Annotated in this window: 18 protein-coding genes; 7 read left to right on the top strand and 11 right to left on the bottom strand. The window is 54.9% G+C overall.

From position 1 onward, the window contains the following. Window positions 1-4: 4 nt before the first annotated feature. The 5 genes from ACH3PB_RS14950 to ACH3PB_RS14930 form a co-directional block, all read right to left on the bottom strand. On the bottom strand, window positions 5-3,127 hold the full coding sequence (locus ACH3PB_RS14950) for an ATP-binding protein (protein ID WP_416396131.1): 3,123 nt from the start codon (window positions 3,125-3,127) through the stop codon (window positions 5-7). Further along, window positions 3,117-3,293 (bottom strand): hypothetical protein, encoded by a 177-nt coding sequence (locus tag ACH3PB_RS14945; RefSeq protein ID WP_416396130.1) that lies wholly within the window; start codon window positions 3,291-3,293, stop codon window positions 3,117-3,119. Before ACH3PB_RS14945 ends, ACH3PB_RS14950 begins: the two co-directional genes overlap by 11 nt. Window positions 3,294-3,345: 52 nt before the next feature. Further along, a complete protein-coding gene (gene gluQRS, locus ACH3PB_RS14940; protein WP_416399470.1) occupies window positions 3,346-4,179 on the bottom strand; it encodes a tRNA glutamyl-Q(34) synthetase GluQRS in 834 nt (277 codons plus the stop codon). A 66-nt stretch (window positions 4,180-4,245) separates the two neighbouring features. Continuing rightward, a complete protein-coding gene (gene dksA / locus ACH3PB_RS14935; protein ID WP_416399469.1) occupies window positions 4,246-4,608 on the bottom strand; it encodes an RNA polymerase-binding protein DksA in 363 nt (120 codons plus the stop codon). Between the two features lie 336 nt (window positions 4,609-4,944). Further along, entirely contained in the window at window positions 4,945-6,516 is a 1,572-nt protein-coding gene (locus tag ACH3PB_RS14930; protein WP_416396128.1) for an AAA family ATPase, read from the bottom strand. Between the two features lie 119 nt (window positions 6,517-6,635). On the opposite strand from ACH3PB_RS14930, the gene mrcB reads away from it, so the two are divergent. Together mrcB and ACH3PB_RS14920 are read left to right on the top strand one after the other, a co-directional pair. Continuing rightward, window positions 6,636-9,032 (top strand): penicillin-binding protein 1B, encoded by a 2,397-nt coding sequence (mrcB, locus tag ACH3PB_RS14925; protein WP_416396126.1) that lies wholly within the window; start codon window positions 6,636-6,638, stop codon window positions 9,030-9,032. Between the two features lie 9 nt (window positions 9,033-9,041). Continuing rightward, window positions 9,042-9,596, top strand: a complete 555-nt coding sequence (locus tag ACH3PB_RS14920) for a tetratricopeptide repeat protein (RefSeq protein ID WP_416396125.1) — start codon at window positions 9,042-9,044, stop codon at window positions 9,594-9,596. On the opposite strand, the gene hemL is transcribed toward ACH3PB_RS14920, so the two are convergent. Genes hemL through ACH3PB_RS14900 form a run of 4 tightly spaced genes read right to left on the bottom strand, consistent with a single transcriptional unit; the run spans window position 9,574 to window position 13,941 of the window. Then, window positions 9,574-10,860, bottom strand: a complete 1,287-nt coding sequence (hemL, locus tag ACH3PB_RS14915) for a glutamate-1-semialdehyde 2,1-aminomutase (RefSeq protein ID WP_416396123.1) — start codon at window positions 10,858-10,860, stop codon at window positions 9,574-9,576. The genes ACH3PB_RS14920 and hemL overlap by 23 nt on opposite strands. A gap of 21 nt (window positions 10,861-10,881) precedes the next feature. Continuing rightward, the gene (thiE, locus tag ACH3PB_RS14910) at window positions 10,882-11,589 is read right to left on the bottom strand and encodes a thiamine phosphate synthase (RefSeq protein WP_416396121.1); all 708 of its coding nucleotides are present in this window, start codon (window positions 11,587-11,589) and stop codon (window positions 10,882-10,884) included. Continuing rightward, window positions 11,586-12,011, bottom strand: coding sequence for a protoporphyrinogen oxidase HemJ (gene hemJ, locus ACH3PB_RS14905; RefSeq protein WP_416396120.1), 426 nt, complete (start codon window positions 12,009-12,011; stop codon window positions 11,586-11,588). Before hemJ ends, thiE begins: the two co-directional genes overlap by 4 nt. Window positions 12,012-12,030: 19 nt before the next feature. Continuing rightward, entirely contained in the window at window positions 12,031-13,941 is a 1,911-nt protein-coding gene (locus tag ACH3PB_RS14900) for a chloride channel protein (RefSeq protein ID WP_416396118.1), read from the bottom strand. An 86-nt stretch (window positions 13,942-14,027) separates the two neighbouring features. On the opposite strand from ACH3PB_RS14900, the gene argC reads away from it, so the two are divergent. The 4 genes from argC (at window position 14,028) to erpA (ending at window position 16,839) form a co-directional block, all read left to right on the top strand. Then, window positions 14,028-15,110: an N-acetyl-gamma-glutamyl-phosphate reductase gene (argC, locus tag ACH3PB_RS14895; protein ID WP_416396116.1), complete on the top strand. Its 1,083-nt coding sequence runs from the start codon at window positions 14,028-14,030 to the stop codon at window positions 15,108-15,110. Continuing rightward, window positions 15,082-15,951 (top strand): DUF6776 family protein, encoded by an 870-nt coding sequence (locus tag ACH3PB_RS14890; RefSeq protein WP_416396115.1) that lies wholly within the window; start codon window positions 15,082-15,084, stop codon window positions 15,949-15,951. The genes argC and ACH3PB_RS14890 overlap by 29 nt, the downstream gene beginning before the upstream one ends. 6 nt (window positions 15,952-15,957) lie before the next feature. Next, on the top strand, window positions 15,958-16,407 hold the full coding sequence (locus ACH3PB_RS14885; RefSeq protein WP_416396113.1) for a bactofilin family protein: 450 nt from the start codon (window positions 15,958-15,960) through the stop codon (window positions 16,405-16,407). Between the two features lie 66 nt (window positions 16,408-16,473). Beyond that, entirely contained in the window at window positions 16,474-16,839 is a 366-nt protein-coding gene (gene erpA / locus ACH3PB_RS14880; RefSeq protein ID WP_416396111.1) for an iron-sulfur cluster insertion protein ErpA, read from the top strand. A 15-nt stretch (window positions 16,840-16,854) separates the two neighbouring features. Here erpA and ACH3PB_RS14875 read toward each other — a convergent pair whose 3' ends face one another. Together ACH3PB_RS14875 and ACH3PB_RS14870 are read right to left on the bottom strand one after the other, a co-directional pair. Then, on the bottom strand, window positions 16,855-18,030 hold the full coding sequence (locus ACH3PB_RS14875) for an anhydro-N-acetylmuramic acid kinase (RefSeq protein WP_416396109.1): 1,176 nt from the start codon (window positions 18,028-18,030) through the stop codon (window positions 16,855-16,857). Continuing rightward, window positions 18,002-19,489: a M23 family metallopeptidase gene (locus ACH3PB_RS14870; protein WP_416396107.1), complete on the bottom strand. Its 1,488-nt coding sequence runs from the start codon at window positions 19,487-19,489 to the stop codon at window positions 18,002-18,004. The genes ACH3PB_RS14875 and ACH3PB_RS14870 overlap by 29 nt, the downstream gene beginning before the upstream one ends. A 538-nt stretch (window positions 19,490-20,027) precedes the next feature. Between ACH3PB_RS14870 and tyrS the strand changes: the two genes are divergently transcribed. Next, window positions 20,028-21,272: a tyrosine--tRNA ligase gene (tyrS, locus tag ACH3PB_RS14865; RefSeq protein ID WP_416396106.1), complete on the top strand. Its 1,245-nt coding sequence runs from the start codon at window positions 20,028-20,030 to the stop codon at window positions 21,270-21,272. Window positions 21,273-21,537: the final 265 nt, after the last annotated feature.

Below are 21,537 nucleotides of genomic sequence, written 5' to 3'. Positions count from 1 at the left end.
CGGGTTACCGCTGTTCGCGTGCAGTTATATCAGCAAGAGGCAGCCGTATTTCGACTCTCGTCCCCCGCTGAAGACTGGATTGACCAACCGACGCTGGGCCTGGTTCCGACGGCCCGCTCCCAGCCACTGAAGGCTTGGCAGATAGCGCGATACTGTCCGTGTTATCAGCCGGATATATTGGGCTATGGTAACTGATCTTTCCGGAATGTTCTTCGATGATACGGTGTACAAGTGTGAGCCCGAGCCCAGTACCCTTGTCCGGGCCCTTTGTGGTGAAGAAAGGATCGAAGGCATGTCGCAGTACCTGATCGCTCATACCTTCACCAGTATCGTTGATGTGAATGATGCTGGTGTCGATAGTCCGCTCATGTTCGAGAATGACAATTCGGCTTTCAAGACCCTTCAGGCTTGCTTTGACGCAGGCATCCCGGGCGTTGGATAGCAGGTTAATGAAGACCTGAGTCAATAACTGCTCGTCACCTGTGACCACACAGTCTCTGGGGAGTCTGTTGTCAAAGCTGACATGACCGTCGATTCGGGACAGCGACAGCAAATGTATGGCTTCTTCCACCCGGTCGAAGAGCACGACAGCACCGCTGTGGCTGAACTCTGGCGCGTGTCCACTGCGCGCAAAATTCATCAATGATTCGAGAATGTTGGAGATCCGCCCCGTTTGCTGGCGAATTTGTGAAGCAACTTTGAGCACTTCTTCTTCGTCGGTAACCAGCCGAAGGTTCTGTGCAAGGCAGTCGATACCTGTGGCTGGATTGCCGATTTCGTGCGCGACGCCCGCTGCCAGTTTGCCGATCGACGCGAGACGCTCACTATGCCGAACTTCTGCTTCGAGCCGCTTCACTTCAGTCAGATCTTCCACGACGATAACCTGACCAAGGTCGTTTGCATCAGCGCCGCCGATCGCGTTTTTGTAGACACTCACCCAGCACTGCCTGTCAGGGAGATTCAGCATCTGAGCATTGGCAGCGCTCCGAGGCTCTTCAATGACGCCTGTAAGTAGCGAGCTCCAGGGTTCTGGCAACGCACTGAGGTGAGAGCCAATGAGAGACTGCGCAGGCAGACCCGAAAGGGTTTCAAAAGCCGTATTCCAGATCAGTATCTCGTTCTCTTCCGAGACGGTGCAGGCTGCGATGGGCAAATTCAACAGGATCTGACGATGATAGCGTCGTAGCCTGTCCAGCTCACCCGCTAGCCCGGTCAATCGGTCGTGGTAGCGCTCGAGTTTGTTCTCAACGAAAGTGATATCAGGTGCAGTCGGCAAACTGCTGCCAAAAGCTGGCGCTTCGCCACGCCTCATGAGGTCCGGATGGGCGCTCAGAGAGGTCTTGACGATATCTCGTGCAAGTGCGGGTCCCAGCAAGCCCGACAGGTTCGCTTCAAGCCGGTCCCTTAGCCGCCGCAAAGCGTAGGGGCGGGTCTCGTCTGCCGAAAGGTCGAGCTCCCTGCAGGCTCTGCGAACCTCTCGGGCGGCCGTGGTCTCACCGAGTTGCGAGGCTAAAGCGGTTGAAAATTCACCAACCGAGCGGACACTGAGGCTGCGGGGATTGCCGTGGGTAAAGCTGGTAAATGAACAGGCCTGCGCTGCGCTCAGTTCGGCCTTTGTGCTGCGGAAAACAAGCGAGACGGTCACGAAAATCGTGATATTGACACCAAGCGCCAACATGATGGCAACATGCCAGTACTCATCGATGTCGGCGACTACCGGATAGAGTGTGTCGGAAAAACGGAGCCATTCGAAAATGCCCGCATAGGGCAGCGCTACGAGCACCACCCAGCTCATGATGCCGGCGATCAAACTGAAAATGATGCCGAGTCTGTTCGCAGTTGGCCAGTAGGTAACCGCCAAAATGCCCGGTAACAGCTGCAGGCTGGCCGAAAATGACAGGAGCCCAAGCGTGGACAGGGTCACTGAATCGGGCAGCATAGGGGCCAGAGCAGCGACGGCAATCATGAGAACTATCGCCAGGATTTGCCGCCCGGTGGTGAGCCAGCGATACAGGTTCTCCTGACTCAGCATCCGACTGGACACCGGCTGATAGGTCGGCAGCACCACATGGTTCAACAACATGCTTGAAAGTGCCACAACCGTCACGAGCACGACGCCGCCCACAGCCGCCAGAACGATAAGTACTGTCAACCCGCTAACCAGTGGAGATTGCATCACCACGCCGAGCGCCAGCAGAAAGAACTCAGGCTCTGTGGGCAGTGAGAGTTTGATACCAGCCCATAGCACCACAGGAATTGGCAGGGCGAGCACGAGCAGGAGGGCCGGGAACAGCCAGCTCGCTCTGAACAATGCGCGGCCGCTCGAGGGGCCCATGAGCAACATATGGAACATATGCGGTGTAGTGAGGGCTGCTCCGAAAAATATCAGCAGCAGAGTGCGCCAGGGGCCTTCTTCAAGATGGCGGTCAATCGAGCTGATTCGCTGAGCGCTGTCTACCAACCAGGCATCGAGTCCTGAGAATCCATTGAAGACTTGATAAAGCGTCAGTAGCCCTATCGTGGTAAAGCCTACGAGCTTGACGAGCATTTCGAAGCTGAGCAGCGTGCTCAGTGCCATGTCCGGCTTACCGGTTTGCAGCTTGTTTCGTGCGATAACGATGACCAGAACAGCAAGTCCGCTCCAGTAAGCGATCATGAGTGCCCAGGCATGGTCGGACGACTGCAGCAGGTATCCGAAAAGTTCCTCAAGTGCCTTGAACTGCAATAACAGTAGTGGAAGTGATGCGAGCGCCAGGAACACCGATATGAGGGTGCCGCTGCCTTGGCTCCGGTAACGGAATGTGAAGAGGTCAGCGATACTTGTGAGCTGATAGGTTCTGCAGATTTCCAGTAGGGGTGTCAGCAGAACTGGTGCCAGGAGATAGCAGCCGCTAATGCCAAGGTAGATTGCGAGAAAGCCGTAGCCCGACTGGTACGCGGTGCCAACGGCGCCTAGAAAGGCCCAGGCACTGGCATAAACACCCAGCGGCAGTACGAATAGCAGCGAAGATACAAGGGACCTGCCCTGAATGCGAGGCCAGCCCCGACCGCCTGCAACACCTGCGAACCCGACGCAGACGAGATAGCCCGTAACGAGAATAACTAACCACAAGGGATCAAAAATCATCGGAATTCTTCCGGCTTTCCAGCAAGGCAGCGACGACGATGACGGCAGCCCAGATGAGATAAGGCCGATACCAGCTGCTGCCAGGCGCAAGCCACCAGTCCATCACGATGGGTGATAGGAGATAGATGCCAAAGACAAGCAGGAAAACAAGCCGGTAGATATACATCAGTGCACTCTACTACGAGGCCAGTGGCTGCGCCATCGGCGCCGGTACAGGCTCACAGCGTCGACAGGCTCGGGTGAGAAATAGCTCGCTCGCGAATGTCGCCGATGAGCGCCGGATTCCAGGCCGCAGCTGCGTGCTGCAACAGAAGCTCCGGATCAACGTCTGTGAATTCATCAGCAAGCTTGGTCATGCCCAGAAATCGAAGACAGAACAAGAGATTCTGTATGACGCGGCGGTCATCCAGTGGTGGAGCTTTCGATTGCTTACTCAACTTCTGGCCCTGCTCATCCACCAGGATCGGAAAATGCGCAAAGCTGGGCGGCATCCAGTCGAGCGTCTGGTAGAGCGCTTGTTGCGCAAAGGTTTCGCTGAGTAGATCCGTTCCTCGCACCACATCAGTGATGCCAGCATCATGGTCGTCCACCACCACGGCAAGCTGATAGGCGAATACACCGTCTCGCCTTAGAAGCACAGGTTCTTCCACAATCGGTTTCAAGACAATGTCTTGAGAACCTTGTAAGCGGTCAATGAATCGCAGGTTTGAGCCGGCTACCCGAAACCGCCAGTTCACATCGTCAGAAAGCGCCGCGGGTCTATCGCAGCGCTGACAAGGTAGTTGCGATGCCAGACTGATTGCCTTTCGGCTACAGGCACAGGCGTAAACGGCACCTCGCGAAAGGAGCTCGTTGAAAATGGCTTGATAACGAGTGAGTCGGGCAGACTGATAGACGACGGGGCCATCCCATAACAGGCCGTGGCGTTCAAGAGACGTGAGGATGGCAGTAGCTTCGGTCTGCCGACTTCGAAGTGGGTCGATGTCCTCGATCCGCAGCAGCCATTCGCCGTTTCTGGATTTTGCGTCAAGAAAGCTGGCAACTGCTGCTATCAGAGAACCGATGTGCAGTGGGCCGGTAGGAGAGGGCGCAAACCGCCCTCGTGGTGCAGACAGGGCTTAAATCCCGGTCTGACGCTCCTTGATTTCTGCAAGTGTCTTGCAGTCGATGCATTGCGTGGCAGTTGGCCGCGCTTCAAGACGGCGAATACCAATCTCCACGCCGCAGCTTTCGCAGAAGCCGTAGTCATCGCGATCAATATTATCGAGCGTCTTGTCGATCTTCTTGATCAGCTTGCGCTCACGGTCCCGTGTACGCAGCTCGAGACTGAACTCTTCTTCCTGCGTGGCTCGGTCGCTTGGATCAGCATAGTTGGCCGCGTCTTCCTGCATATGATGCATGGTGCGGTCGACCTCTTCCATGAGTTCCTGCTTCCAATTCAGCAGCATCTGGCGAAAATGCTCCAACTGGCTGGAGCTCATGTACTCTTCGCCCTTCTTTGGCTGATACGGCGTGAAGTCGGTGAAGCCTTCAGTAGCAGCCTGCTTGTTGGCCTTCTGTGTAGGCGCTTTCTTAGCGCGGGTCTTACTGGTGTCAGTGCTGTCAGTATTCTTTGCAGATGCTGGCATAAACTGCCTCACTAGATGCTGTGACCAAAAATAGCTGTGTACAGTACCCAAGGTATTGAGGTTCATCTCCCCAATCAGAGCCTATGTCTGCGTAGGAGAGCCTCATCCACCGGATTCAGGGGGCGCAAAATACCAGAAATCCCCCCGGGGGCCAACTGTTGTTACGTCGTGTACGTGCGACCAATCACTTTAGTCTAAGTCGAGGTGACTAGCCAATCGCTTCGCAAGGCAGTCGATTTCAAGCAACTGATCACTGCACACGCTTATAACCGTCGGCTGCTCAGTGTCATTAAAAGGCTCAAGCGCCTTGATCTGCCGCTCCAGAATCGAAATATCCGCTTCTGCCGCATCCTGTCCTCGTGCCTTCCGGGACTCTACGCGCGCCCGAAGAATTTTTTCTTCCGCCTGGCAGGACATGATCGCGAACGGAACGCCGTTGCGTTCAGCGACCCGACGCATCTGGTCCCGCTGAACAACTTTGAGAAAAGTAGCGTCAAGTATGACTGACCGACCCGCTTTCAGTAAAAGATCAGCTGTGTCGGCAAGATGCGTGTAGGTCTGCTCCGTCGAGTCGGCTGCATAGATGCCTTCATTAGCGGATGATTTCGTGTTGTCCAGGGGCTTGAAGCCGTGCAGGCGTTTGCGCTCGACATCTGACCGCACGCGAATCGCCTTGAGGTGTTCAAGCAGATGTGTGCTTACAGTGGTCTTGCCAGAACCTGAAAGCCCCTGCGAAATAATCAGGAATTGCCTCGGAATGCTCATGAATCGTTCGGCGAGACGCAGGTACTGACGGGCCTTTCCAAGTTGACGCGCTCGCTCAGCTTCAGCGATTCCCTCATTCCCTGCCGTGAATAGGGCAATCTTGCAGCGAACCATCGCGCGGTAGGACTTGTAGAAATTGAGCAGACTGACGCCTTCGAAATCGCCAGTATCTTCGAGATAGATATTCAGCACCCGGTAAGCAAGGCGATCGAGTCCACGGTCCTGCAAATCCATCAACAGAAAAGCGAGGTCATTGATCGTATCGATCCAGCGGAAGTCCTCATTGAACTCGATGCAGTCGAACAGCGATGGCTTGCCATCTATTATGGCAACGTTGCCCAGGTGCATATCGCCATGACATTCCCGTATGAAGCCGCTTTTCTTTCGCGACTCGAGCAGTGGTTTCAAACGGTTGAACTCGCTGGTCGCCCACTGCTGGACAACCCGAAGCAAGGCCTTGTCGCCCTCGTCTACCAGCATTGGCTCAATTTGTTCGAAATTCTGCGCCATGGGTGCGAACACCTGATCCGGCTTGCCAAAGTCGCTGTCGGCAGTGGCTATGGCACAATCATCGGCATGAAAATCAGAAATCTGATGCGCGAGCTGCTTCATGTAAAGCGGCAGCGCTTCATCATCCGGGTCAAGTCTGTCAAGCACCGACGCCGGGTCGAACTGACGCATCTTCACCGCGTATTCGATGGCCTCGCCGGAAGTATTCATCTCCGGCGCATCTTCACTGCCACCGATAGCGACCACATTCAGGTAGACTGACTTGAGAAGTCGGCGGTTGAGTCTAAGCTCCTCTTCACAGAAGTGGCGCCGTTGTGCCAGTGTGGAAAAATCAAGGAAGCCGAAGTTCATGGGCTTTTTGATTTTGTAGACAAACTCCCCGGTCAGCAGCACCCAGGAAATATGTGTTTCCAACAATTGAAAGTTGGCAACCGGATGATCGTATAATTCCGGATTCTGTAGCGCCTTGACCAGTGCTTCGCTCATATATTCTGCTTGCCCGCTGTCTTGTAAGGTTCTCGTTTGCAGCGCAGAAGAGTAAACGATCGGTCTCTGCTTGCCTACCTCCCCGCATTTACCCGTCCATCAAATGGAAAGCCTTCTCAATGGCAGAACGTAGAAAAACCGGCGCCAATGGCGGTAAAAAGAAAAGCCCCAAGTCAGGTGGCAAAAAGAGTAGTGCGGTGGCCGCACGCTCATGGAAAAGACGTGCGCTAGGGTCGCTTCTGAAACTGCTCATCGTCGCTCTCGTCGGCCTGGCCCTGTGGAGTCTATATCTGGATATCCAGGTCAGGGAACGCTTCGAAGGAAAGAAGTGGCAGATTCCCGCAGCTGTTTATGCCGCACCGCTAGAGCTCTACGCAGGGGCACAGTTATCGCTTGATGTGCTTGTCGGCGAGCTGACTGCGCTGGGTTATCGGAAAGTGAGTCGAAATCCTGCGCTTGGCCAATATAGTGCCTCTGCCAGTCGGGTGAATTTCATGCCCAGGCACTTCGACTTTCCTGATGAAGCCGTTGCTGCTGAAGGATCTGGCAGCACGGCGCCCCAGGCCCTTAGCGTGAGCTTCAGCGGCGGTTCCATTGCAGAACTTGAAACCGCTGCCGAAGGGCGTCCAGTGAGCTGGTTTAGACTGGAGCCGAGAAAAATAGCCGGGATCTATCCCAGTACCCAGGAAGAGCGCACGCTGGTGCAGCTCCGCGAAGTGCCCGATCTTCTGATCCAAGCCTTGCTCGCAGTAGAAGATCGCGACTTCCGCGACCATCATGGCGTAGCGCCACTCTCAATTGCCCGCGCGATGCTGGCTAATCTCTCCGCAGGTAAGGTGGTTCAGGGCGGCAGCACGCTTACGCAGCAGCTGGTGAAGAACTTTTATCTCAGCAGCGATCGTACCCTGACGCGCAAGCTCAACGAAGCGCTTATGGCGCTGCTACTCGAGCTTCACTACAGTAAGGACGATATACTCGAAACCTACATTAATGAGATTTTTCTGGGTCAGCAGGGCGCCTACTCGATCCATGGCTTTGCTACCGCCAGTCGGTTCTATTTCGCTCAACCACTCAATGAGCTGCAGCCACATCAGTTGGCGCTGCTGGTAGGCCTTGTCAAAGGCGCATCCTATTACAATCCTCGGCGCAGTCCCGCAAGGGCGAAGCAGCGCCGGGACCTCGTGCTGAAAGTACTGGCGGATCAGGGACTCCTATCTCAAGCCGAACTCGTGAAATGGCAGGGCATGCCCCTGGGCGTACGCAAAGAGCCAGGGCGGATCACCAGTGCTTTTCCTGCATTCGTTGATCTGGTCAGGCAACAGCTGAACGAGGAGTACCCAGAGGAGGTGCTGCAGAGCGAGGGGCTCAGAATCTTTACCACGCTCCGCCCTGAAGTGCAGCAATCCGCTCAGAACGCACTCAGCTCGACCATCAAGCAAAAGTCGGCAGCGTTAAAACAGCCGGCGCTTCAGGGCGCCGTAATCGTCACGGATAAGAATAGCGGTGAAATCGTGGCGCTTACCGGTGATCGTTCTGCTGAGGCTATTGGCTTCAATAGAGCGCTGCAGGCCGAGCGTCAGGTTGGCTCGCTGCTGAAGCCTTTTGTTGCACTGACAGCGCTTGAACAACAGCCCACGCTGTCTTTGGCCAGTCGTGTCAAGGATGAGGCCATTACGTTGCGCTTCAAAGATGATTCCACCTGGACGCCGGCCAATTTCGATTCCAAGAGTCATGGTGAAGTTCTGCTACGCGAGGCATTCGTTCATTCGTACAATCAGGCGTTTGTGCACCTTGGTTTGAACGTGGGGCTTAAACCCATCATCGAGACACTTCAGCGTTTTGGCGCCAAGAGAAAGATGAACGCCTACCCGAGCCTTATCCTCGGAGCGGTGAATATGACGCCACTCGAACTGACACAGATGTATCAGAATCTTGCCTCAGGGGGCTTCTCCACACCCATGAGGAGTATTCGTATCGTTACTGACAGCGATAACAAGGTGCGCTCACGATATCCTTATCAGGCAACCCGGCTGGTGGAGGATGAAGTTGCCTACATCATCCAATATGCCATGATCGATGTCGTTCGCTCGGGAACAGGTCGTTCCGTGTACTCGGCCTTTCCGGACGATTATCAGGTGGCCGGCAAGACCGGCACGACCAACGATCTGCGGGACAGCTGGTACGTTGGTTTCAACGGCGACTATCTTGCTACCGTGTGGATGGGCAATGATAACAACAGTAGTACCGGTCTGACCGGCTCTTCGGGCGCACTTCAAGTGTGGAAGACGCTCTACAAGGACCTGCCACTGACCTCTCTCATGCCTACGAAACCGGATACGGTGGAGTGGCACTGGATCAGTCCTGATGGCAAACTCAGTGCCGAGCGTTGCGCGGACAGCATTCCGCTGCCCTTCCGTGCCCAGTCTGTGCCTGTAGAAGAGGCCGATTGTGGCGACATGGGTGATGCGATAAACCGATTCTGGCGACGGCTCGTTTCTCCACTTACCGATGAGTAAAAAGTATTCATGAACTTCCAGCATTCAGAAATAATCAGTGATATTGCCGCCAAACCATGTGGGCTTATCAAATCGGCTGGCGTTGTGAGTCTGTTGTTTGTGGTAGCGCTCTCAGGCTGCACCTCGTTCCAGGAAACCTATGGGCGAAAGCCACCTGTGGTAACGGCGCCAGCGCCACAGCCTGGTATCGAGCAGCCTTCCGATCGAGCGCCTGCCACTGCAGATAAGCCCGAGGTCCGGCAATCGGAGGAACCTCGCCGTTCGAGACCGAGCGTGCAGGTCGCCAGAGCAGAACCCTTACCGGCGGCCAATCATTTCATTCAGCAGGCGCGGACAGCCTCAGATCAGGGCGATTATGCCCAGGCACTTTCGCTTCTCGAACGCGCACGTCGAATATCCCCGGGTGCAGGTGAGGTCTATCTCGAAATCGCAGAAGTGCATATGAACATGGGCGACACCGCCCAGGCCAAGCAGTTTTGCTACAAGGCCCAGTCGCTGTCGGGAGATGATGCCGAATTCAAGGAGCGAATCCGGCGTGTGCTCAATCAGATAGGTTCTGCATAGCCTTCTCTGCTGCAGCGATGGTTTCGTCAATGTCCTCGTCGCTGTGCGCAGCCGACAGAAAGCCTGCCTCGAAGCAGGACGGCGCCAGGTATATGCCCGAATCCAGCATGCTGTGGAAGAACTTCCTGAAACGCGGCAGATCACTCTGGACGACTTGGGAAAAGCTGGTTACAGGCTTCGCCGCGTTGAAGAAGAAACCGAACATCCCGCCGCGACAGTCAGTTGAAAAGTCGATGTCGTAGCGGTCGGCGGCAGCCTGGAAGCCTTGCATGAGCTTGCGACATCCATCTTCCAGCTTCTCATAGAACCCTTCGGCTGCAAGATGTTTGATATTTGCCAGACCACAAGCCATTGCCAACGGATTGCCCGATAAGGTGCCCGCCTGGTAAACGGGGCCCAGAGGGGCCAAATGGGACATGATGTCTCTGCGGCCTCCGAACGCCCCAACTGGCAGACCACCGCCGATTACCTTGCCGAGCGCCGTCAGGTCAGGCGTTATACCAAAAGCGGCTTGGGCACCGCCTCGCGCTACGCGGAACCCCGTCATCACCTCATCGAATATCAACACCGCGCCATGCTTCGTGCACTCATCTCTCAATGTTTGCAGAAAGCCGTCTACTGGCTGAATGAAATTCATGTTGCCCGCGATTGGCTCGACGATTATGGCAGCGATGTCATCACCGTACTCTCCCATGGCAGCGACGACTTGCTCAGCATTATTGTATTCAAGCGTGATGGTATGCTTCGCAACGTCAGCCGGCACGCCCGGCGAATTTGGAACGCCTAGCGTAAGCGCGCCTGATCCAGCCTTGACCAGCAGCGAGTCGGCATGCCCGTGATAGCAGCCTTCGAACTTGATGATCTTATCCCGCCCGGTGAACCCGCGCGCAAGGCGAATAGCGCTCATGGTGGCTTCCGTGCCCGAGTTGACCATGCGTACCATATCGATAGATGGCATAAGGCTACAAATAAGCTCGGCCATCTCGATTTCAATTTCAGTCGGCGCGCCGAAGCTCAAGCCATCTTCGAGCTTGTCCCTCAGGGCAGTGAGCACATCAGGATGCGCATGCCCAAGTATCATCGGACCCCAGGAGCCGATGTAATCGATGTAGCGCTTGCCGTCCTCGTCGAACACATAGGCGCCTTTGCCCTTTTTAAAGAACACAGGGCTACCACCCACGCCGTTGAATGCTCTGACAGGGCTGTTGACGCCGCCTGGAATGCTCTGCTGCGCACGTTTGAAAAGTTCTTCTGAATGACTCATGAGTTTTCCGTAAGATGATTGTTAGTTGAATAGCGCGACAAGTTCAGCAGCCGCGTCGTGAATCCCGTTGAGCGAGTCCCGGCTGAAAACGCTGCCGACGACAGCGATCCAGTCGGCGCCCGCTTCGATGAGTGGGCCGGCATTCCCTGCATTGATGCCGCCAATTGCCACGAGGGGACAGTCGAATTGGCGTCTGGCCTGTTGCAGGAGGGCTATGCTCGCTGCCACCGCAGCTGGCTTGGTAGACGATGGGAAGAACCGGCCGAAGGCCAGGTAATGAGCACCTAGCTGCCGACGTTCAGCGGCTCTCTCGAGCGAGTTGTAACAAGAAGCACCATAAAGCATGGGACGCACTTCTGCTGCCTGCGCCGCTAATCGCTCAATCTGCCAATCTTCATCCCGGCCAAGATGTACGCCGTCTGCTCCACATTCGGCTGCGAGGTCTGCATCGTCGTTGACAATGAAGCAGACCTGCCGCTCCAAGCAAAGGTCTGCTAGTTCTCTCGCCTCCGCCAGCCGATCCGTAAAGGGGTACGCTTCGAGGGAAGCCTTGTTGCGGTACTGTACGATGCGAGCACCGCCGTCTATGGCCGCTTCAACTCGACGCACCAATGTGGGGTCGCGAGAAGCGTCAATATCTGTAATGACGTACAGCCCTCGCTCACCACCCAGTATGGCGCGGACATGCGAACGTGTATCTTTGTAGCGCTGCGCTTTTCCGATAATCAAAACGGCTTCACCACCACCAGAATCACGACAGCAATCAATATGAGAACCGGAAATTCGTTGAACCAGCGATAAAACCTATGTGTGCGAACGTTGCCGTCAGCAGCAAACTTCCGCATCAGACTACCGCAGGCAAGGTGATAAGCTATGAGAATGAAGACCAGCATCAGCTTGGCATGCATCCAGCCCATCTTCATGACAGCCGGGTTCTGCGACAACAGCGCCACGCCTAAGATCAGCGTCGCTATCATCGCTGGTGTGGCAATGCCCCGATAGAGCTTACGCTCCATCACCTTGAAGCGCTCGTTGCCCAGGGTGTCGGTTGTCTGCGCGTGATAAACGAAGAGGCGGGGTAGGTAAAACAGGGCCGCGAACCATGCGACCATGGAAATGATGTGGAATGCCTTGAGCCAGAGATACGTCATGCCTATAGAGTCCTATTGTTTATTTTGAGGAATAGTAGTTGACGATATCGGTGTGGGTCACGATGCCGATAATGGGCTTGATCATCGGCGCCGATGTCCGTTGCACATAGAGTGCCTCTACGTTTGACGCACGCAGTACAGCCAGCGCCTCCTCCAGCGTGGCCTGTATATGCAATGGGGCCAGATCACGTCGTTGTGCGGGAATTTTGAGCAGATTCACTCGTATGTTGACCTGTGCCTCTTCAGTATCATCCGTCCCTGCGGACGCCTGCAAGTCCGCGTGCTCGCTCGGCTCCGGTTCTATCTGAGTGCCTTCAATTTCCTCGGAAAGCAGAGCATCGTCTGACCCACGGTTCTCCTCATCCAGCAATTCGAGGTACCGCGAAAGGTCTACGGCCGGCATGAGCGACACAGGCCCGTTTTGATCCTCTATGAGAATCCACACTGGTGAATTCTTTAGCAGCGCGTGAGCTTCCTCCAGAGAGTGTTCAGCTTTCGTGCGGATGAACCGTCGCTCCATGATGGCGGCGACTGAAATCCGTCTTAACGCCTGTGTCAGCGGCTCGAAGCGGTAGTCAAGGCCCTGGGCCTGCAGAAGCGCGATAAAAATCGGTTTTTGACGAAACAGATTTCGCGTCAGAAGTCCCGTCACAATGATGATGATCATCGTCGGCAACATGATGTTCGAAGTTCTCGTAAGCTCGATAATCGCTATGATTGCCGCCAATGGCGCCTGCAGAACTGCTCCCATCATTGCGCCCATGCCCAGCAAGGCATAAAAGCCTGCATCGGAGGCTGCTGCCGGCATCAAGGCCTGTGCGACCATACCCAGGGCACCGCCCAAACATGCGCCGATAAAGAGTGTGGGGCCTATTATTCCGCTCGGCATGCCCAGGCCGATCGATATTGAGGTGACGAACAGCTTGGCGAGGCCGAGTGTCAGTAGAACCGGCGCAGCATAGCCGCCTAACAAGGCCGTATTGACCGAGTCATAGCCTACCCCCATGATTTCCGGGAAAGCAATTCCCGCCAGGCCGGTAAGCAGGCCTGCAAGCATCAGGCGGCTCAGGATCGGCCCCTGAAAATGTCGGCTCGTTGTCAGAACGGTCTGATTGAACACACAGGCGGCCAGGGCAAGCGGCAAAGTAGCCGCGAGAATGAGTGGCAATTCAGCGAGCGACTGAAATGCTATGTCGGGCACCAGAAACGCTGGTTCGTTACCATAGAAAAATTGCGTCACTACGGCCGCGCTGACCGCCGCCAGGATGATGGGCGTAAAGCCTACGATGGTGTACTCCATCAGGACGACCTCCATGGCGAAGATAATTCCGGCCAGCGGCGTGTTGAATGAAGCAGAAATAGCAGCTGCGGTGCCACAGCCAACCAGCATGCGAATCGAATTGTTGGGTAGCGCAGCCCACTGACCGAGAAGACTGGAGACCGTAGCCCCAAGGTGCACTGCTGGCCCCTCCCGTCCCGCGCTCTGGCCTGAGATGACTGTGGCGGCGCCTACGATGAACTGCAGGACCCCGTTGCGCCAGGAGATGTGGCCCTGATGATACCCAAGCCGCTCAAGTACGTGAGTCACACCAACCTTGCGCAGATGCACTTTCAGTCGGAACAGCAGAATGCCTATAAACAATGCACCGCAAAGTGGAAAACTCAGGCGGGCTATAGTCGATATCCCTTCGAAATTTTCCGAACTACTGCCTGGCAGCATCAGCGCCAGCGGAATCTCTATGGCCAGGCGGAACAGCACAATGACCAGTCCAGTCACAATACCGGAGACCAATCCAAGTATGGCGAGCTGCGGAACCGCATCGAAACCCGCCAGCTGTCGCCGGAAGGGCGCGAACATCAAGTCGAGCCGTGTCTTGAGCCCGATGTTCATCTGACGACCGCGTCGGGTCAGTTGCGCGAAAAATGGCAAGATGTCTTCTCAGCCCGATTCTAGAGAGTTGAGTACTGTGCTGGTACTATGGCGTCATTGGATTCTACACAGTCTCGAGGGGAAACATGAAGCGTAGTAAGGTTGGCATTGTTGGCGGCACAGGTTATACGGGCGTTGAGTTGCTGAGATTGCTGCTGGCGCACCCCCATGTCGAAGTGGCTGCCATCACCTCTCGTTCTGAGGCTGGCCAGAAAGTCGGCGAGTACTTTCCCACCTTGAGAGGCCGGACCGAACTCGCGTTCAGCGACCCTGAATCCGGCGACCTGGAGGAATGCGAAATTGTCTTCTTTGCGACGCCGCATACCGTAGCAGCGTCCCAGGTAGGCGCGTTGCTGAAGAAAGGTATCCGAATAGTCGATCTTTCAGCCGATTTTCGTTTGGCAGACAAAGTGCAATGGGAAGAGTGGTATAAGGTCTCCCATCCGGCCCCGGAGCTTTTTGGCGAGGCCGTTTACGGACTGCCTGAAGTCAACCGAGAAGCCATCGCGTCCGCGAAACTGGTAGCATGTCCTGGCTGTTATCCCACGGCAATCCTGCTCGGCCTCTTGCCATTACTCGACCAGGAGTCCGTGGACCTCACGAGCATAATTGCCGACGCGAAGTCAGGCGTTAGCGGGGCAGGTCGAGGCGCTGCAGTCGGCACACTGCTGTGCGAGACAAGCGAAAACTTCAAAACCTATTCGGCTAGTGGACACCGACACCTTCCAGAAATAATCCAGCACGCAACCAGCCGCGCCGGCGGCCGCGAGTTTGGACTCACCTTTGTGCCGCATCTTGTGCCCATGATGCGTGGCATGGAAGCAACGCTCTATATCAGGCGGGCCCCCACCAGCGGTCCCCAATCAGAAGGTATTGAAGATCAGCTTTCGCCGCGGGCAGTGCATGCCCTCTTCACGAAGTGTTTCGAGAACGAACCCTTTGTCGATGTGCTACCACTTGGTCAACACCCTGAAACCCGGTCGGTCAAAGGCACCAACCTTTGCAGAATCGGTATTTTCAGGCAGCCCGGCAACGGCCCGATAATTATTTCGTCGGTGATCGACAACCTCGTGAAGGGCGCATCAGGCCAGGCTGTGCAGAACATGAACCTCATGCTAGGTCTGCCGGAAACAGTTGGTCTTGAAGCCGCAGCGTTGCTGCCAGGATGACCTGTATCACGGCTGCCCCAGGGAGCTCACTGACAGCGTGAGAGACTTGAGCTCCATTGCCGAAGAGAAGCTTGTCGTTGCCCCGCAGCGTCCGGACACACGCACTCTGAGCCGCGTTCTCAGTTGGCTGGCAATATTAATTGCGCTGGGTGGGGGGCTCGCGGTCGGTTGGCTTAAAGCGGCAAGCATGTATCAATATTCGGAGACGACGGCGCTTAGAGCGCTTGACGCGCTGGAAGATGCTCAGGCCAGCATTGCCCAGCTGTCACAGACCTATGAAGCAATGAACCGCAGCGCAGAGATCGATAGAATCACCGCAGCAGAAAGCCGCGCAGTTATAGCTAGCCTGGAGGACAGGCTTGACCAACTTGCCGAGGATGTTACTTTTTACAAAAGTATCATGGCCCCGTCTGACACCGACAAAGGCCTGCAGGTGAAAGATTTTTCCTTGAAGCCCACTGGTGAGCCGCGAACCTTCACCTACAAACTGGTGCTCACCCAGGTCTCCGAGAACGAACGCTATGCTGAAGGCGTCGTCGCGGTAAGCATCCAGGGCAAACGAGACATCACCAAGCGCCCGTCAAGGCTTAATCGTAAGCCGGCACTGACAAAAGGCAAGACGACGCCTGTCAGCAGCAGTGAAGAGATCCTGTCACTTCGCGACCTGACAGGTTCGGAAGAGCTCGGCATTCGCTTCAAGTTTCGGTATTTCCAGAATATCGAGGGCAAATTTGTGCTACCCGAACATTTTGAGCCAGAGCAAGTCCAAGTGGTTGCCCAGGCCAAGGGTACGCGGGCCTCGAAAGCAGAGCAGACCTTTCCATGGAATCCAGGAGCCTGAACAACAATGTGGCGAAAGCGCAGAAAAGGTGGTTTGCCCGCCGAACTTCAGTTCGACACGCTGATCTCTGAAAAAACGCAAATAGAAGGCCTGCTCGAGTTCAGCGGTGGAGTGCATCTTGATGGCAAGGTGATCGGAAACGTGTCCGCGTTGCCCACTGATAATGCATCAACGCTTGTCAGAGTCAGCAGGCAAGGCGAGGTGAGAGGCAACATTTACGCTCCAAACGTGATTATCAATGGACGCGTATACGGCGATGTCTACGCGTCCAACTATGTGGAACTGGCTGAAAATGCCTGCATCAACGGCAATGTTTATTACAGATTCATTGAAATGGCTGTAGGCGCCGAGGTTAATGGGAGTCTGGTGCATCAGGAGGAAGTCGTTGCCGAGGGCGGGGGCGACCTGAAGGATCGCCTGATCGAAACCGAGTCGGCTTCTTTTACCGAAGCTTAAATTGACTCCTGGCAGTTTCGACGGATAATAGGGTCATATGCAGTCCAATGAGCGAGAAATGCAGCCATGAGTATAGAACAATCGTTCGATCCGTCGGTTCAGACCCCGCCGCTCCATTTTTCAGAGTCTGCGGCGAAGAAAGTGAAATTGCTGATTGAAGATGAGGGTAACGACGAACTCGCGTTACGCGTCTTCGTCACAGGAGGTGGATGCTCCGGTTTTCAATATGGTTTCTCTTTCGATGAATCTACCCAGGAAGACGACACTATCGTCGAGCGCGAGGGTGTTCGGCTACTCGTCGATTCGATGAGCTATCCCTATCTCGTCGGGTCAGAGGTCGATTACAAGGAAGGTCTCGAAGGCGCTCAGTTTACGATCAAGAATCCTAACGCCCAGACTACGTGTGGTTGCGGCAGTTCGTTCAGCATCTAGCCCCGCTGGCGCCCTTCAAGCAGGATAAATACAGCCGAGGACTCTAGCGCCCCGGCTTCCCGTTACTGTTTCACACGCGACTGGACGCCGTTCCAGGCATTGCTGGGCCAACCACGCAAACGCTGTCGCCTCCATCATGTCGCCATCTAGACCAAGCTCGTCACTTGTCTCCACCACAGCCTGACTTTCATCGTCCACCGAGATAGAGAAAGCAGCCTTCAGCCGCTCCATAAGAAATACATTGTGAACGCCGCCACCATAAGCGATGAGCCTCCTACACTGAGGCACGAATACCCGAATCTGGTTTATCACACTGAGCGCAGTGAGCTCAGTCAGTGTGGCCAACAGGTTCTCGCCTGAAACGACGGCCGAATCGCAGAAGTACTCAGGCGCCCGCTGTTGGAGCCATTCCAGACTGAAGCGTTCAGGCCCCGTGCTTTTCGGAGGTAGCTCGTCAAAGTAAGCATCGGAAAGCAGTCTTTTCAGCAGGCTTTCATCCACCACGCCGCGGCGCGCATGGGCCCCCTCTGCATCGTATTCAGTATTGAAGAACATCCGGCTGCAATGGTTGAGCAAGGTGGAAGCCGGACCTGTGTCGAAGCCCCGCAGCTTACGCTCTGCGTCTCTATAGCAAATGTTGGCGATGCCGCCGAGGTTCAGGAAGCAGATTGTTTCATCCAGCGTCTTTTGAAAGGCTGCCGCCAGAAAAGCGGGGAGCAACGGTGCGCCCTGGCCGCCCGCAGCGATATCGCGACTACGGAAATCGCAGATCGTTGTTACGCCGGTCTGCTCAGCTATCAACGCGCCGTCCAGCAGTTGGTGTGTCAGTACCTGAGGCGAAGTTTGGTGGCGAATGGTTTGGCCATGGCAGCCGATCGCGTTTATGTCGGCCGGACTGATGCCAGACGCTTTTAAAAGGTCCTGAATGCAGGATGCACTCAATAGAGTATAGGCGTGCTCGATTTCCAGATATTCAGCAACAGACCAGGTGGAGGCGGTCGCCAGACGCCGAAGCGCTGACGCAAGCTGACTTTCGAAAGGGAGGTAACTTCGGTAGAGAATTCGCGGAGGCTGGCCCGGGGCCAGCTCCGCGATGACCGTGTCCAGTCCATCCAGACTGGTCCCGGACATCTGTCCTATATAGAGTGCCGAATCGGTACTGCTACAGGTCTGACTGTGAATCCTTGCCATTGTTCATGACCAGTTGATGAGCATTGGCCTCACGATTCAGCTGCGACACCAGGGTCGTTGCAATATTGGCGAATTGTGGACGCTCTTTCTTCGGCACTGGTCGTGCCACAGGCAGCGCTACAGTAACGGGATTCTTTGGCGCACCATTTACTCGGAACTCGAAGTGCAGGTGAGGGCCAGTTGCCAGACCAGTGCTGCCAACGTAGCCAATCACATCACCCTGGCGGACCTTTGAACCTATTCGAATGCCTTTCCTGAAATTATTCATGTGCGCATAAAGGGTAGTTATGCCAGAACCGTGCTGTACAACCACAACATTGCCATAGCCTCTCTGCTTCTCCAGCACGACGACTCTGCCATCGCCAGTTGCCTTGATAGGCGTGCCGCGAGCAGCGGCATAGTCTGTGCCGTTGTGTGCTCTGATCTTATGCAGGATCGGGTGCCGCCGCTGCAGGTTGAATGGCGAAGAAATCCTCGCGAAATCCACCGGTGAACGAAGGAAAGCCTTTTTCACGCTAGCGCCTTCAGGCGTGTAGTAATCAACCTGACCAGTGGCGCTCTTGTAGCGAACGGCCGCGTAACTCTTGCCCTGGTTTACGAATTCGGCAGCGAGAATAGGGCCATCGGCGATATGCTTGCCGTCAAGAAACTGCTTCTCGTACATGACCCGAAAGCTGTCGCCCTTCCGGATATCCAACACAAAGTCCACGTCCCAACCGAACAGGTTGGCCAGTTCCATAATCAGCTTGTCAGACAGACCTGCTGCCTTGCCATCAAGAAACAGCGACGTCTTAATCTTGCCTTCTGCGTAGGTCACCATGCTATCTGGTTCAACCACAATCTTTTCGAGCGCGAAACGCTCGTGGACATCTTCTTTGATCAGCCAGGTTTCCAGCTTCGATCTTCGCAGCTGAAGCGCGACGAAATTATTATCAGCATCGAATGCGAAATCCAGTTCTTCACCTGGATATAGCCGTGTCCACTCTTTATTGCTGACATTATCAAGCAGACGCTTGAGCGTCTTGCCGTCAACACCAGCACGGTCGAAGATTCGCGACATGCTATCGCCACTCTGCACCTGGAAACTGCGCCATTCCGCCGCATTGGCAACGATGGGTTCTGCCTGGGATTCTGGCGTCTCTAAAATATCAACAGGACTCAGAATCGCTTCAGGACCTGGAACGGTGTCAATGAAATCATCTTCGCTAGCGGACCGACGATGGTGGAGTACGCTGTCGACACTGTAGTTCGAAGCGAGCATCGGGGAGGCGCTCATTAATGCCTGCGGTACGGTGAGAGCTACTTCTCTTGGCGCAGACATCCTGCCGTCGAGCATAGGATAGAGGCGTGTCGAAGCGTCCGCCGGACCAACACTTATTCTGTTGGCTTCAGCCGTTTCACTTGGGCTTAACAACAGGGCGCCTGCGAGCATGCACACCCCTACCGACGCTGCCAGCATATGAGGTCTTGAAAGATCTGGGAGTAATTTGTCAGTTTTCATCGATAGTTGCGTCAGACTTTGGTGAATCAACATGAAGAGGCAAGTATAAGCATAAAAACCGATACCTGCCCACGTTAGGCGTCCTTTTCTGTTCGCTGCCGGGTGTACACCACTACTGCGAAGCTGGACGCATGTTTCCCTACCCTCAAGACCCCGGCTTCGCGGGTCCTTGCTCCTGGCTTATATAGCTGTTCTGCCACGTGTTCTAAACGTAGCATCTATAAGCATTTTTTTGCAGGGATAATTCGGAATGTTTGGTAGTGATTAGTGAGCAGCTGTAATGACTGTTACCGCACGTCACACACAAGCGTGCCTGTGTAACATCCGCCACCTGTTCCTTCCCTCACCGGAAAAGTAGCTCTCATTTGTTTACGCTGCCAGTTATCTACAACTTTTATCGTTGACCCCGGCGTATCGGATTCTCAGCTTTTTTGTGCCGTCAACCTCGCCACCGTATACTGCAGCAAATCTCCACCTTTCAGGAAAACAGGCGGGTATGTCGGAAAGACCAGAGCACCATAGCGCGCTGCCAGAGCAGCAGCGTTCAGTAGAAGATGATCTCAGCCTCATTCGTAGAGGCACGGACGAAGTTATTCCGTCCGAGTCCCTGTACGACAAGCTGAAATCAAAGCGCAAACTGCGCATCAAGGCCGGGTTCGATCCCACGGCCCCGGACCTCCATTTCGGTCACACTGTTCTGCTTAATAAAATGCGGCAGTTTCAGGATCTCGGGCATGAAGTCATTTTCCTTATCGGCGATTTCACTGGCCTCATTGGCGATCCAACCGGCAAGAGTGCTACCAGACCGCCACTGAGTGTGGCGGACGTCCAGCGCAATGCCGAAACTTACAGGCAGCAGGTTTTCAAGATTCTTGATCCGGAAAAAACAATTGTCCGCTTCAATAGTGAATGGATGGGCAAGATGACGGCAGCAGATATGATTCAGCTTGCCGGCCAGCAAACCGTTGCTCGAATGCTTGAGCGTGACGACTTCGCCAAGCGCTACCGTGCTGAGCAGCCGATTTCCATTCACGAATTCCTCTACCCGCTCGTGCAGGGCTATGACTCTGTAGCACTGGAAGCGGACATTGAGCTCGGCGGCACTGACCAGAAGTTCAATCTACTGATGGGACGGACACTACAGAAGTTTTACGGCCAGGAGCCGCAAGTTATTCTCACCATGCCTTTGTTGGAGGGTCTGGACGGCGTCAACAAGATGTCGAAGTCCCTAAACAACTATATAGGCGTGAATGATCTCCCCGGCGAAATGTATAGCAAACTGCTTTCCATGCCTGACCAGCTGCTCTGGCGCTATTTCGAGCTTCTGAGTTTCAAGCCAATGGCACAGATTCGTGAATTCAAGGCGCAGGTCGATGCAGGCGACAACCCTCAGGTCTACAAGAAGATACTGGCAGAGGAGCTCATCACCCGCTTCCATGGTGCTGAGGCTGCGGAAAGTGCGCCGAGGTCCGCTGGCAACAGAGTAAGTCATGGTGAGATTCCAGAGAATCTTCCTGAAGTTGAAGTCTCGCTGGATGGTCAGGCCGCCATGCCATTACCGACTTTGCTTCGCTTGGCGGGCCTGGTTAAGAACGGAGCGGCAGCAAAAGACATTATTGGCAGAGGTGCGGTATTCGTCGACGGTGCGGCAGCTGAAATGGGGCTGAGCTTCATGTCAGGTTCCACCCACGTGGTTCAAGCTGGCAAAAAGAAGGTGGCAAGGGTCCGTATCGTCGATTAGCTGCCTGTCTCACGGTTTCTAGATCACGCAACTAATTGATAAATAGGTAAAATATATTGGTCGGCCATTTTATTTCACTTTATTCACATTAAACGCTTGATCCGGCGGTTTAGCTGCGTATAATGCGCAACTCCTTCGGGGCAAACAGCAAAACGCAGGCACACAGCAGGCGCTAAGCGAGGCACTGAAGACCGCTCTTTAACATAGATATCAAGCAATTTGTGTGGGTGCTTACCGGTACTGTTCTGATAAGAATGGTCAAGGT

The organism is Allohahella sp. A8 (assembly GCF_047946665.1).
In the GTDB taxonomy this organism is placed as follows: Bacteria; Pseudomonadota; Gammaproteobacteria; order Pseudomonadales; family Oleiphilaceae; genus Allohahella.
The sequence above is the reverse complement of the archived record's forward strand: the minus strand, read 5'-3'. Positions and strand labels throughout refer to the sequence as shown.